Source organism: Sporomusa intestinalis (assembly GCF_055383785.1).
On record NZ_AP042390.1, the window covers coordinates 3434299 to 3447983 of the forward strand.

Genomic DNA, 13685 nt, shown 5'->3' on the forward strand with positions numbered 1-13685 from the left:
AAGAAATTAAAGCATAAGGCAAATAATTAGCTAAGCTAACTATCAGGGAAAATAATATTCGTTCCTTTATAGCAAAAAGTTAGCCAAGCTAATTAAATAGGAACATAAAAACAGTGTACAATTTTATGCTCATAGACCGGTTTTTATTAGCAAACCAAGCAAACAAGCAGCCTCTTCATCTGTTAATTTTTGGGTGAGATTAGCGCAGGCCTGCCAGTAGTGCGGTATAACGCGGCTTAGAAGACGGTAACCTTCTTCGGTTATTCTGACATTAACCATTCTTTGATCTTCAGGACATATCGTTCTGGTAATCAATTGATTTTCTTCCAACCAAATTAACTGTTTGGTTACCGATGCTCGTCGTATTCCAAGCTGGTTGGCAATTTCGGAAGGCTGTAACGGCTGGTCCGTGCTTGTATTGAACAGCAGCAAAAGCAAGGAAAATTTGCTTTCGGAAATTTGATATTCTTTCAGTGTATTATTTATACCATCTAAAACATCATCTGCTATTTGCAGCAACACTTCTCCCAACTGTGCTCTTGTATTTGGGGGCATTATGGCAGTCCGCTTTTCCATAGGTAAATTCCTTTGCAATTAGTTTCCTAAGCTAACTAATAGTATAATGATGTAACATAATAAAGTCAATCAAAAATTCCTGTGGCACTGCTGTACCATAGAGTGTGTTAAATATGCCACTCGGTCCGCCACTAGTCAGTTTAACGGTAACACGGTATTGGAGCAAGCTGAAGATATAATCCGGTCTGAGAGCCAGTAGACTGGCGGCAAAGTGGCCGCACAGATTGTGCTGGATATACATAAGATAAAATAAGCAAACATAAAGGAGACACTAGAATGAATAAAAAAGTTTGTGATCATTATCATTACCATCATTATAAAATAAATCATCTTCAATATGCACCGCATAATCATCACTACTGCCTCCCAGATTTCCTTATTTGTTCTCATAGCCCAACAGGTCCGACAGGCCCAGTTGGGCCTACTGGTATAACTGGCACCACAGGAGCCACGGGGGGCATTGGTCCTACGGGACCAACCGGCCCTACCGGCGCCACAGGCAACACTGGAGCTACGGGTATCACAGGCGTAACAGGCGATCCAGGAATCACTGGTGCTACCGGACCGGCTGGCGCCACAGGTGCTGACGGCACTACCGGACCGGCTGGCGCCACAGGTGCTGACGGCACTACCGGACCGACTGGCGCAGCAGGCGCTGACGGCACTACCGGACCGACAGGCGCTACAGGCGCTGACGGCGCTATCGGACCGACTGGCTCTACCGGCGTCACAGGCGCTGACGGCGCTATCGGACCAACTGGCCCTACAGGGGTCACAGGCGCTGACGGTGCTATCGGACCAACTGGCGCTACAGGCGTCACAGGCGCTGACGGCGCTATCGGACCAACTGGCGCTACAGGCGTCACAGGCGCTGACGGCGCTATCGGACCAACTGGCGCTACAGGCGCAACAGGCGCTGACGGTGCTATCGGACCAACTGGCGCTACAGGCGTCACAGGCGCTGACGGCGCTATCGGACCAACTGGCGCTACAGGCGCAACAGGCGCTGACGGCGCTATCGGACCAACTGGCGCTACAGGCGTCACAGGCGCTGACGGTGCTATCGGACCGGCTGGCGCTACCGGCGCAACAGGCACTGACGGCGCTACCGGCGTCACTGGCGCTGACGGTGCTATCGGACCAACTGGCGCTACCGGCGTCACTGGCGCTGACGGTGCTATCGGACCAACTGGCGCTACCGGCGCAACAGGCGCTGACGGTGCTATCGGACCAACTGGCGCTACAGGCGTCACAGGCGCTGACGGTGCTATCGGACCGGCTGGCGCTACCGGCGTCACTGGCGCTGACGGTGCTATCGGACCGGCTGGCGCTACCGGCGCAACAGGCGCTGACGGCGCTATCGGACTAACTGGCGCTACAGGCGTCACAGGCGTAACAGGCGCTAGCGGACCGACTGGCGCTACCGGGGTCACAGGAGCTACAGGCGCCACGGGCGTAACAGGCGCTGACGGTGCTATCGGACCAACTGGCGCTACCGGGGTTACAGGCGTAACAGGCGCTGACGGACCGACTGGCGCTACCGGGGTTACAGGCGATACGGGCGCCACAGGCCCTACCGGTGCTACTGGAGAAGCCGTTTTGGCTTTTGGATCTTTAAGAGGAGGTAGTGTAGAGACACCTGGGGCAACATTCACACCCGTACCATTTAGTGTGGTTGGACCTTTATCCGATACTGTCACAGTTAGTCTATCGGGCAATGAATTAGTGGTAGGAGAAAGCGGAATTTATCAAATAACAATATCTATTAACGCTGAAGCCACTGTCGACCCAGACCCAGATCAACCATATCTAACTGCTATTATCACTGTCAATGGTACACCGATTTTTGGCGATACTACTACTTTTTTTAAGATATCTAATAGAAGTAGTTCAACGTTTGTCGTTCAAGCCGCCTTAACAGCCGGAGATGCAGTAGGCACAAGTATTAGTACGGATTTTCCTATTTTAGGTTATTTGAATCGCGCTTTAACGATTGTTCAATTAAGTAATTAAATGAATTTCCCAATTTCATACGTATTCCTTTTTTCGAGAAAACCCCGGCCCCGGAGCAGACAGAATCCGGGGTCTGGGTTTGATTTCATTGAGCATCGCGGGGATGGTTCCACCGATGCTATTTTTTGATGTACAAGTGCCTTTGCAGTTGTTCCTTTCATTTCGTATAATCACACTTTGTGTTAACCCCGTCAGACTGACCAGCTACCTTGTTGTAATTCCGTCAAGTATTTGTATATTCCGTCCTGCATAAAATTGTTTACAGCCGAAAAAAATAATTATATATGTTAGCTGTCTTAGCCATTCATTGGTAAAAAAAGATCAAAATTAGAGGGTAGAATGAAAAAAGAAAAATTCCGCCATGAACTAAAGCACTATATTAATCTGGCCGAATGCATTATCCTGCAAAGTAAATTACATACTGTAATGAAGCCTGATCCGCATGTGGGGCCAGATGGCAATTATTTGATACGAAGTTTATACTTTGATACGCCTGATGATAAGGCGCTGATGGAAAAAGTAACGGGGTTAAGAAGGCATGAGAAATTCCGCATTCGCTTATATAACCACAATGACGGGCATATAAAGCTGGAAAAAAAAGTGAAAATGGGCGATGTAGCTGTTAAGTCCGGAGCTTCCATTACCAAAGAACAGTGTTTGGCTATGTTAGCAGGAAATATAGACTGGCTTAAAACAGCCGAAAAGCCATTACTGAATGAACTGTATGAAAAAATAATGCATCAGCAGCTTAGACCCAAAACGATCGTTGACTATATAAGGGAGCCTTACGTATATAGTGCGGGTAACATCAGAGTAACCCTGGATAAGCAATTGAAAACCGGCCTGTATAGCATTGATATATTTAACAAGCGTCTACTTACCGTCGAGGCGCTTGATTTCAATTTAGTGATATTGGAAGTCAAATATGACGCATTCTTGCCAGAGTTCATAACAGACATACTCCAACTTGGTGAACGCCGCAAGACATCCATATCCAAATATGCGATCTGCCGCAAGTACGAGTAAGCTAAATTAGGGAGGATACCATGAATAATCAGCAATTCACCTTTAACGACATATTTAAATCAAACTTCTTGGAAAAAGCTACCAGTATATCGTTATTAGATGGCGCACTGGCTATCGGCGTGGCATTTTGTATCGGACTGTTTATTTGCGCCGTATATAATAAGACTTTCCGGGGGGTAATGTATTCAAAAAGTTTTAGTATCTCCCTTGTCGCGCTTGCTATGATATCTTCTCTGGTAATACTTGCGGTATCATCGAATGTAGTTCTATCGTTGGGCATGGTTGGCGCGTTATCAATCGTAAGATTTAGGGCTGCAATTAAAGATCCGCTGGATATTGCCTATCTTTTCTGGTCTATTGGTGTAGGCATTGTTTTAGGTGCAGGCTTAATTCCGCTGGCAATTTCGGGCTCCCTGTTCATTGGGCTAATTCTGGTTGTAATGGTAAACAGGCACAGCATGGATAATCCCTATATATTAGTTGTTCATTGTGATGACGAAAGGGTTGAAAGCGAAGTGTTACAGATTGTTGAGAAAGAAGTCAAAAAGTATGTCGTCAAATCCAAAACGGTTACCGGGGGAAAAGGCATCGAGTTTACGATTGAAGTCCGCCTTAAAAGTATGCAGTCATACTTTGTTAATGAGATAAGCAAGCTGGACGGTGTTCGCAATGCAGTAATGGTAAGCTATAATGGCGACTATGTAAGTTAATATATTAAAAAATTGACTTAAAGGTGGGCTGAAGATATTGGTCGGTAATAAAATTGCTGCCAGCTTGGTGATGTTAATACTATCGTTAGTGTTGCCGGCCATAACGGGAAGCCCTTATGCCAACAGCCAAAAAGCCGAGGCAGCTATTAATCAGCCTGAATATATGAATAAAGTATTTAATAAGGAAAAGGTTAATGAAATCCATATTGAAATCGCCCCAGCCGACTGGAATTGGCTATTGGAAAACGCAGCAAAAAAAGAGCCCCGCGGTTGTACTGTAACGGTAAATGGTACCACATTTTACAATGTCGCGATAAATCCCAAAGGTAATTCGACACTCACAACCATTATTGCTGATAAAAACTCGAATCGTTTCAGCTTTAAGCTCGACTTTGGCAAATATGTTAAAGGGCAGACCTGCTTTGGTCTTAGGAAAATTTCCCTGAACAATATGTATGCTGACAAAACCTATCTGAAAGAGTATCTTTCCTATGATTTGTTTGACTTTCTGGGAGTTCCGGCACCAGCCTACGCATTTGCAAACATCAAATTGAATGGCAACAACTGGGGCTTGTATCTGGCAGTAGAAAATATGGAAGAAAGTTTTATCGAAAGGAAATTTGGCACTACCGAGGGTAATCTTTATAAACCGGAAAGCATGGATATGGGGGGTGCCGGAGAGGGCTTCCAGGAGCGAGCCCGTCTTTTCCCCAATGGTAATAATCAACCAAACAAGCCAAATAATATCAATAAAATCCCCAACCAGCCTTTTAATGAAGGCGGGCAAGCGAATAAACAAGCTGAGGACGATCGAATCTTTCCGGGCAATATGCTGGATGTCAAAGGGACCGATTTAAAATATACCGGAGAAGCACCGGCAAACTATGCCAATATCAGAGACAATGCCATTCTGAAAACGACCAACAATCAGGAATTCAAAAAAGTTATCACCATGATTAAAAACCTTAACCATGGTACAAATCTCGAAACATACCTTGATGTCGACGAAATTCTCCGCTACTTTGCAGTAAACACGTTTTTAGTGAACCTGGATAGTTATTCAGGCGGAATGTTTCATAATTACTACCTGTATGAGAAAGACGGCGTGTTTAAGATTTTGCCCTGGGATTTAAATATGTCATTTGCCGGTTTTGGCGTGAATAACAGCACGGAAGCCATCAATTTTCCTATTGACAAACCGGTAAAAGGGAAGCTGGAAGACGCACCGCTCATTGGAAAACTATTAGAGGTTCCCGAGTATAAAGAGCGCTATCATAATTACCTGCGCCACATCATCGAGAACTATATCGAAAGCGGTGTTTTCCAAAATTCCGTATACACGCTTGATAAAATGATCAATGGCTACGTCAGAACAGATGCTACTGCATTTATTACTTATGATGACTACAGCCGGGCAATTCCTGTTTTGATTACCTTCGGCCACGAACGAGCCGGTAGTGTTTCGGCGCAACTGAAAGGAGAGCAGCCTTCCACCGCTTATGGCACCATGCCTGCAACCGTGGATTTAGCAGCTCTTGGCAGTATGCAAATGGGTAGAGGCAATGGTCAAGCTAAGGAAGGCGGGATGTTTGACTTTTCGAAAATGAATGAGATAATGGCAATCATGGAAGAATCAGCCGGAAAGCAGTTAACTGCCGAGCAAACACAAAGACTGATCGACCTTGGTCTAGACGAAGACATGATTAATAATATGAAGTCCATGGGGATGTTAGGCGGAAATCAAAATATTAAATACTATCTATACATTGGTGTTCCTATAGTCGTTTTGCTACTAGGCATATTGTTTGTCATTAATTTTAAAAGGAAAAAATTTCGAGCGTATTAATATTCAGCAGGAGACTGCCTAGCTAATTGAGGCAGTCTCCTGCCGGTGGAGCATTCCGCAGGGTCATTTCCTTGCCACCATGAAATGGACTATGCTTTAAAAACTCCTGTGGGTTTCATAAGGCATTATTCTAAATCCAGAACCACCTTAATGGCCAGGCTGGGATTGGAAGCCGTTTCAAACGCCTGGACAGCGTCGGCAAGTTTAAACTTGTGCGTAATAATTTGGGTAATATTCACTTTCTTGTTGGTCAAATTATCGATGACCTCCAGAATATCCTCTTTGGTATAACCCCGCGATCCCATGATGACAGCCTCTCTGCTCATAATTCGCATGAAATCGATGGAAATACTCTTTTTATGCAAGGCTACGCAAGATAATTTGGCCCCTAGTTTGGCATAATTGAGAAACTCCTCCGGAATATTGGGTGCGCCGGCGCAGTCAATCGCCACATCAATATTGATTGCCGAATGCCCGTGCGCTTTCCTTATTTCTCCGAATTGTTCGATTAAAAAGCTGCGTGCGTCCCCTGTTGCCGGATTAAATCCCATGCCGCCTAATTCCCTTACCGTTTCCAACCGCTTGTCGTCTATGTCCAAAACGGCTACCTGTTTGTTTCCCTGGGCAATGAGACTGCTCAGGGCGCAAAGACCGATGGTTCCGGCGCCATAAATCACCACGCGCTGCTCCGCTGTCGTCTGCGGAATATTTTTGCCATGGGTGCCTACGGAAAAAGGCTCAATTAAAACCGCATCCGCAAAGGACAGCGCATCAGGCAGGCGGTACAGATTATCGTTAAGCCTGGCATTCTGAACCAAGACAAATTGCGAAAATGCACCGGCCCGGTCAGAGGCGCTCGGATCGGGAGTGCGGGTCATCGGATTAACAAACACCCTTGTCCCTTTCTCCAGCCAGGTCACGTTTTTACCCACTTCATGCACATAGCCCACCATCTCGTGGCCAAATTCCAAATCCGGCAAAATTCCCACATATTTGCCGTCATGCAGATAGGCAGTGACGTCTGATCCGCAAATACCGGCCCGGACATTGCGCACCACTACGTCGTCGGGGCCGCAGGCCGGCAGCGGCCTTTCCTGCAATTCCACCTTTTTCGGCCCTTTATAAATTAAAGCTTTCATTAGGATCAACTCCTGTTCATTATCGGTTATTGATAGTATTGGCTTACTGCGGTCATTTATAATCGTCAATAACCAGGAGATTACCTCCTTTTTAAGCGTGGTGAATTTTCTTCAATGTCCGTTTTTTGGTGGAGCAATATAGTCATGCTGGTTACACTTTTTGTATACCCAAAATAAATATCCACTATGAATGATAGTAACAAGTATAATTGGTAATATTGCAACTGAAATATCTAATATAATACTACTAACAAGTGCATATATATGCAAAAAAACGGGAATCCACAGTATAATTGCATCACGTTTTCTGGCAAATGGTTTTGAATACTTTGCGAATTTCAAAAGAAAAAATATGCTTACAGTATAATTTATAATCATCATAACGAACTCGGCTGACTTATTATTGCTATTGGCAAAGGGCGTAGCAAAGAGTAAGAACTGATTTATTGGGCTGACCAATAATAATAGTGTAATTATAACAGAGACAAATGGGTAGGTAATACCTATCCATTCCTTGTGTGTTTTTTCGTAAATGTGTCTACCTATAAGAATAGACATCATATAGAATAGCATCATTGTCAGCCATCCGGAAAAATTAAAAAATGGGATATTAACAAAACCACCATCATAATATTTTGTCCAATTCCACTGGCCTTCTATGACACCATTGATATTTTGCAGATCATATACAGAGCTTGGATCTAATGTCATGTCCTGAATAGATGACAGAACACCAGCGCCAAACGGGATGGCCCATTTGGGCAATTGTAAATGCTCGACCAGCAATACCGTCACATAAAGGATTGCACCTTCAATAAAAAGAATACTGAACGGTACTTTGCCAAACATCATAATACGGTCGACACTATAATAATAGGTATTTACCCAGACACCTATATTTTCAAAAATACCTGCTGTAAGCATATAGCAAAAAAGTTCAAAAATGCGTAACATCGGTTTCGCTCTTTTAATAGCATGCGCTATACAGATAAATAGCAAGATTGTCCCGATAAATTCATTGATTAACCAGCTTATTGGTGTTCCCAAAATCATAATATTAATCCTCATAATTTATTTAAATTAACTACAATGCCGCCTTCAGAAATTGTCCAACTATTCTCCTATGTGGTGAAGCAGCTCAGCCAATGCCTTTAAGGCACCAACGACTCCGGTGTTTTCAGGGGAAATGGAGTGGACACAATTTGACAAGCGCTATATCATATGAATGTAAGGAAAAAGTTACCGGTCTTTCTATACAGCATAAGTTATCCAGAATCAGGCATTTATACGCTTTAGGCTGTAGGATAGGAGTAACAAAAAAATAATAAGGTAAAGGAAAATATTGATGAAAAAATCAATCGTAAAACTTTGTGCCGTTATCATTATTATCCTGGTTGCAATTGGAATAGCTGGTATACTAAAAAATAATCCAAAGGAAAACGGGCAGGGAACAAATAACTGGACGCCAGTAAAGTCCATCGATTTTTCTTCTAAGCATCATGTTATGATTAAAAACGATGACGGCAGCCTTACGCCGATGGACGTGCCCTATTTCAGGTCCACACGGATTGCGCCAGGAACCTGGCAGATTCTCGCCGATGGCGATTATTGTTACCTGGTGGAGGGCGACGATGAGGCTGTCATGATTGATACCGGCTACGGTGCCGGAAATATCCGCGAGTATTGCCAGAGTTTGACCAATAAGCCGCTCCGGAATGTCATCAACACCCACTATCATTTCGATCATACGGCCAATAATGCCTACTTCGATCGCGCCTATATGGCGGCGGATACTAAACCCAATGCCACAATTCCATACCCGAGCTTCGCGGGGATTGATTTCCCCCGGGATTACCCCACCGTGATCATTGGCGAAGGATATAAGTACCAGTTGGGTAACCGTGAACTGGAGGTTATCGAAATTCCCAACCACACGCCGGGAGGCATTGCTCTCCTTGACAGGCGAGAGCGCCTTCTTTTTTCGGGAGACGAGGTGATGGGCAAAAGCCTCTTGCTGAATTGCAGCGTTGCTCAATTTGCGCAAAACATGAGCAAACTCGTTGCGCATCGCAGCGAGTTCGATACGGTCGGCGGCGGTCCCGGGGTCATGGATGCGGCCATTGTCGACCAATACCTTGCCGCTGCAAAGTACATTTTGTCAGGGGAGGGAACGCCCGAGAAAGTACAGCCCCGCGGGGAAACGCAGACTGCCGCCGATCCGTCCGGCCAGAAGGTCTACCTCCGGAAGAGGGTCCGTGCCGAGGACAGGGGGGATATGGCAGCCAAAGAGGCGAATCAATATCTGGTCAAAATGACTTACGGCGATTGTACGCTCACCTACGATAGCCGCCGGCTCACTGACTAAGCTCTTGTCCCCAGCCATACATTAAACCGCAGTGATTTAGCCGATTTGGGGATGTAGACAATGCCTCAGCACATTATTAAATGCTTCGTTCAGACTTAACGCCCTGAGAAATAGTATCTCTCTCTTTTGTATCAGTTTATTCACTATTAGCCGTTCGTTTCGCAAAGTCCGGCTTTTCCCATCCGGCCTCAAGCATTGTCTGCTGCGGCCGAAGAAGGCATATAGGCACTTAGGCATTGGATAAAAAAACCGGCCGGCCAGCCCCCATCAACCAGCAAGCGCTACCCGTTGCTTACTCTAATTCAAAGGCTCCTGTATAAAGCTGATAATATTTTCCCTGCTCGGCAATCAGGCTTTCATGATTGCCCCGTTCGACAATCCGGCCTGCATCCATAACCATAATCACATCCGAATTCTTTATGGTGGACAATCGATGAGCTATCACAAAAACCGTGCGCCCTTTCATCAACGCGTCCATACCGCGCTGGACGATCGCTTCGGTACGGGTATCAATGCTGGAAGTGGCTTCGTCTAAAATCATGACCGGCGGGTCGGCGATGGCGGCCCTCGCTATGGACAGAAGCTGCCGCTGCCCCTGGGATAAGCCCGCGCCGTCGCCGGCCAAAACCGTGTCATAGCCGTCAGGCAGCCGGGCGATGAAACCGTCGGCATTAGCCAGTTTTGCGGCTTTATAGACGTCTTCATCGGTCGCATCCAAATTACCGTAACGAATGTTTTCCCTGATCGTGCCGGTAAACAGGTGCGTATCCTGGAGCACAATCCCTAAAGAACGGCGCAGGTCGCCCTTTTTGATTTTATTGATGTTGATGCCGTCATAACGAATTTTCCCGTCGGCAATATCGTAAAAACGGTTAATCAGGTTGGTTATGGTAGTCTTGCCGGCTCCTGTAGCACCCACAAAAGCTATTTTTTCTCCGGGGCTGGCATACAGGGTGATATTTTGCAGTACCGGTTTGCCCTGCTCATAGGCAAAATCAACATCAAAGAAGCGCACGTCGCCGGTTAATTGCGTATAGGCTACGCTGCCGTCCTGGTGAGGGTGCTTCCAGGCCCAGATACCGGTTCGCTCCGTTGTTTCAATCAGTTCGCCGCTTTCGTATTGCGCGTTTACTAAGGTAACATAGCCGTTATCCTGTTCCGGTTCTTCGTCCATCAGGCTGAAAATTCGCTGTGCTCCCGCCAAAGCCATGATGACAGCGTTCAGTTGCTGAGAAACCTGACTGACCGGTTGGCTGAACGACCGGCTAAGCTGGAGGAAAGCCGCGATTGAGCCCAAGGTCAAGTCGGCCCTGCCACTTATGGCCAGTGCGCCACCGGCAATGGCGATGAGTACGTATTGCAGATTGCCGATATTCATCATGAAGGGCATCAGGAGATTGGCATATTTATTAGCGTTTGTCGCGCTTTCGCAAAGCTGCTCGTTCAGCGCATCAAATTGCGCTTTCGCATCCGCTTCATAACAGAATACCTTAATCACCTTTTGCCCGGTGATCATTTCTTCAATATAGCCGTTTATTTTACCGAGAGCCGCCTGCTGTTTGATAAAATAGGAGGCGCTTTTTCCCCCAATTTTCTTTGCCAGCAGCAGCATGATCACGGTCATCATTACCACAAAAACCGTCAGCGGCGGGCTGACATAAAGCATGGCGCAAAATACAAACACGATGGTGATCATTGAGGAAAACAGTTGGGGGATACTTTGCGAAAGCATTTGCCGCAGCGTATCAATATCGTTGGTAAAGCGGCTCATAATATCTCCGTATGTGTTGGTGTCAAAGTAGCGAATCGGCAGCGTCTGCATATGGGCAAACAGCTCATCCCTGATCTTTTTTTGCACACCCTGGCCGATGGTAATCATCAGCCGGTTATAAAGCAGCGTGGCGATAACACCGGTTAGAAGAATTGCCCCTACCGCAACCATTACGTTAAGAAGCCCGGTGAATACCGGATTGGTACTGCCTAAAAGCGGGGTTACATAGTCGTCAATCACGATTTCTATAAATAGCGAGCTCGCAACCGCCGCCACAGCACTGATCAGAATACACCCCATCACCAAAGCAAATTGCAGTTTATAGTTGTTAAAAATGTAAGCCAGAAGGCGCTTCGTCGTTTGCCCGGCGTTGCCGTTGTTGCCGCCGGCGTTTTTTTTACTTAACGTCATGAAAGCCGCCTCTTTTCATTTGCGAATTGTATATTTCCTGGTAAATAGCGTTATGTTGCAAGAGTTCTTCATGTGGGCCGATACTGTTGATTTTACCGCCGTCCAGGACAATAATCTTGTCGGCGTCCTCTACCGAGGAAAGCCGTTGGGCGATAATGAATTTGGTGGTAGCCGCAATTTCTTCCTTAAACGCCCGGCGGATCAGCGCGTCCGTTTTCATATCCACCGCACTGGTGGAGTCGTCAAGGATCAGAATTTTGGGCTGCTTGAGCAACGCCCGCGCAATACAAAGGCGCTGCTTTTGCCCGCCTGAAACATTGGAACCGCCTTGCTCGATATAGGTGTCGTAACCATGGGGCAGGCTTCGGATAAAGCCGTCCGCCTGGGCCAAGCGGCAAGCTTTCACCAATTCTTCATCGGTGGCATGCTGATTGCCCCAGCGGAGATTGTCTTTAATGGTGCCGGAAAACAATTCATTCTTTTGCAGCACCATCGCCACGCCATCACGCAAAGCCTGCAGGTCGTATTCGCGTACATCAATGCCGCCCACCGTAACGCTGCCGCTGTCCACCTCATACAGGCGGGGGATCAGCTGCATCAGCGTGGTCTTAGCGCTGCCCGTACCGCCTATGATGCCTACGGTTTCACCGGCTTTCACCGCAAAATCAATATTCTGCAACACCGGCTTATCTGTTTTCTTGCTGTAACTGAAGCTGACATGGTGAAAGCTCACGGAACCATCCGGTATTGCCATAACCGGATTTTCGGCATTTTGCAGATCGCTTTTTTCATTAAGAACCTCAATAATGCGTCTGGCTGAGGCCTTTGACAGGGTGATCATGACAAACACCATGGAAAGCACCATCAGGCTCATTAAAATTTGCATGGTGTAGGAAAGCAGGCTCATCAGCTGTCCGGTTGTCAGGGTGTCAGCTACAATCATTTGGGCGCCGAACCACGCAAGCAAAAGCGTACAGGCATACATGACAAACTGCATGAGCGGGCTGTTGAACGCCAATATTTTTTCCGCCCTGGAAAAATTCCGATAAATGTCCGCCGATACAGACTTAAATTTTTGTGTTTCATGCTCTTCCCGGACATAGGATTTTACAACCCGTATTCCTCGCAAGTTTTCAGCAACGAGGTTATTCAGACGGTCATAAGTCCGAAATATCCATTCAAAAATGGGATGGGCATTGGTCATGATCAGGTACAGACCAAGGCCTAGGATGGGCGTGGCGACTAAAAAGACAAGGGAGAGCGTTTTGTTGATGCTAAATGACATGATCAGGGAGAGTATCAGCATGATGGGGGCTCTCGCCAGGATGCGGATAATCATTTGAAATGCATTTTGCACGTTGGTCACATCGGTGGTCAGCCGCGTTATCAGGCTTGCCGGGGAAAACCGGTCAATATTGGCGAAAGAATAGCTTTGAATGTTATGGTACATTTCCCGCCGGACGTTTTTGGCAAAGCCGGCAGAAGCAATAGCTGCATATTTCCCCGCCAGCATCCCAAAAAACAAGGAAATAAAAGCGGCTAGTATCAGGGCGATACCGATTCTTAAAATGTATCCCATATTACCGCCGGCAATACCGTAATCGATAATTTGCGCCATAAGCAGCGGGATAATGATTTCCATGATTACTTCAATTGTTACATATACGGGGGCGAGAATGCTGCTCTTTTTATATTCCCCCACACATTTTGCCAGGCGTTTGATCATGTTAGCGCCTCCTCTGTTTACCGAAATTATTCCTCAAGCTTGCATTCCGTTATCTAACAGTATAATCAAAAATAGAACCGCTGTCTTTAGCAGACAGGGTTC

10 protein-coding genes are annotated in these 13685 nt (G+C 46.3%); 5 read left to right on the forward strand and 5 right to left on the reverse strand.

Going from position 1 to position 13685, the window contains the following annotated elements; translation table 11 throughout:
• Positions 1-129 precede the first annotated feature (129 nt).
• Positions 130-576 (reverse strand): MarR family winged helix-turn-helix transcriptional regulator, encoded by a 447-nt coding sequence (locus tag ACZ481_RS16210; RefSeq protein ID WP_464766390.1) that lies wholly within the window; start codon positions 574-576, stop codon positions 130-132.
• A gap of 276 nt (positions 577-852) precedes the next feature.
• Between ACZ481_RS16210 and ACZ481_RS16215 the strand changes: the two genes are divergently transcribed.
• The 4 genes from ACZ481_RS16215 (at position 853) to ACZ481_RS16230 (ending at position 6171) form a co-directional block, all read left to right on the forward strand.
• Positions 853-2589: an exosporium protein gene (locus ACZ481_RS16215; RefSeq protein ID WP_464766391.1), complete on the forward strand. Its 1737-nt coding sequence runs from the start codon at positions 853-855 to the stop codon at positions 2587-2589.
• Positions 2590-2928: 339 nt separating this feature from the next.
• Positions 2929-3615, forward strand: coding sequence for a polyphosphate polymerase domain-containing protein (locus ACZ481_RS16220; RefSeq protein WP_464766392.1), 687 nt, complete (start codon positions 2929-2931; stop codon positions 3613-3615).
• A gap of 20 nt (positions 3616-3635) precedes the next feature.
• Positions 3636-4325 (forward strand): DUF4956 domain-containing protein, encoded by a 690-nt coding sequence (locus ACZ481_RS16225; protein WP_464766393.1) that lies wholly within the window; start codon positions 3636-3638, stop codon positions 4323-4325.
• A 37-nt stretch (positions 4326-4362) separates the two neighbouring features.
• Positions 4363-6171, forward strand: coding sequence for a CotH kinase family protein (locus tag ACZ481_RS16230; protein ID WP_464766394.1), 1809 nt, complete (start codon positions 4363-4365; stop codon positions 6169-6171).
• Positions 6172-6296: 125 nt separating this feature from the next.
• On the opposite strand, the gene ACZ481_RS16235 is transcribed toward ACZ481_RS16230, so the two are convergent.
• Together ACZ481_RS16235 and ACZ481_RS16240 are read right to left on the reverse strand one after the other, a co-directional pair.
• Positions 6297-7310 carry a zinc-dependent alcohol dehydrogenase gene (locus tag ACZ481_RS16235; protein WP_464766395.1) on the reverse strand — a complete coding sequence of 338 codons (1014 nt, stop codon included), beginning with the start codon at positions 7308-7310 and terminating at the stop codon, positions 6297-6299.
• 111 nt (positions 7311-7421) lie between these two features.
• Entirely contained in the window at positions 7422-8363 is a 942-nt protein-coding gene (locus ACZ481_RS16240) for a hypothetical protein (RefSeq protein WP_464766396.1), read from the reverse strand.
• 292 nt (positions 8364-8655) lie between these two features.
• Here ACZ481_RS16240 and ACZ481_RS16245 point away from each other — a divergent pair, with 292 nt between their 5' ends.
• Positions 8656-9675 carry an MBL fold metallo-hydrolase gene (locus ACZ481_RS16245; protein WP_464766397.1) on the forward strand — a complete coding sequence of 340 codons (1020 nt, stop codon included), beginning with the start codon at positions 8656-8658 and terminating at the stop codon, positions 9673-9675.
• A 292-nt stretch (positions 9676-9967) separates the two neighbouring features.
• Here ACZ481_RS16245 and ACZ481_RS16250 read toward each other — a convergent pair whose 3' ends face one another.
• On the reverse strand, positions 9968-11857 hold the full coding sequence (locus ACZ481_RS16250) for an ABC transporter ATP-binding protein (protein ID WP_464766398.1): 1890 nt from the start codon (positions 11855-11857) through the stop codon (positions 9968-9970).
• Entirely contained in the window at positions 11844-13583 is a 1740-nt protein-coding gene (locus tag ACZ481_RS16255; RefSeq protein WP_464766399.1) for an ABC transporter ATP-binding protein, read from the reverse strand. Before ACZ481_RS16255 ends, ACZ481_RS16250 begins: the two co-directional genes overlap by 14 nt.
• Positions 13584-13685: the final 102 nt, after the last annotated feature.

Coding starts and splice junctions, on each gene's coding strand:
- ACZ481_RS16210 (WP_464766390.1), bottom strand. CDS start 576: ATGGAAAAGCGGACTGCCATAATGCCCCCAAATACAAGAGCACAGTTG.
- ACZ481_RS16215 (WP_464766391.1), top strand. CDS start 853: ATGAATAAAAAAGTTTGTGATCATTATCATTACCATCATTATAAAATA.
- ACZ481_RS16220 (WP_464766392.1), top strand. CDS start 2,929: ATGAAAAAAGAAAAATTCCGCCATGAACTAAAGCACTATATTAATCTG.
- ACZ481_RS16225 (WP_464766393.1), top strand. CDS start 3,636: ATGAATAATCAGCAATTCACCTTTAACGACATATTTAAATCAAACTTC.
- ACZ481_RS16235 (WP_464766395.1), bottom strand. CDS start 7,310: ATGAAAGCTTTAATTTATAAAGGGCCGAAAAAGGTGGAATTGCAGGAA.
- ACZ481_RS16240 (WP_464766396.1), bottom strand. CDS start 8,363: ATGATTTTGGGAACACCAATAAGCTGGTTAATCAATGAATTTATCGGG.
- ACZ481_RS16245 (WP_464766397.1), top strand. CDS start 8,656: ATGAAAAAATCAATCGTAAAACTTTGTGCCGTTATCATTATTATCCTG.
- ACZ481_RS16250 (WP_464766398.1), bottom strand. CDS start 11,857: ATGACGTTAAGTAAAAAAAACGCCGGCGGCAACAACGGCAACGCCGGG.
- ACZ481_RS16255 (WP_464766399.1), bottom strand. CDS start 13,583: ATGATCAAACGCCTGGCAAAATGTGTGGGGGAATATAAAAAGAGCAGC.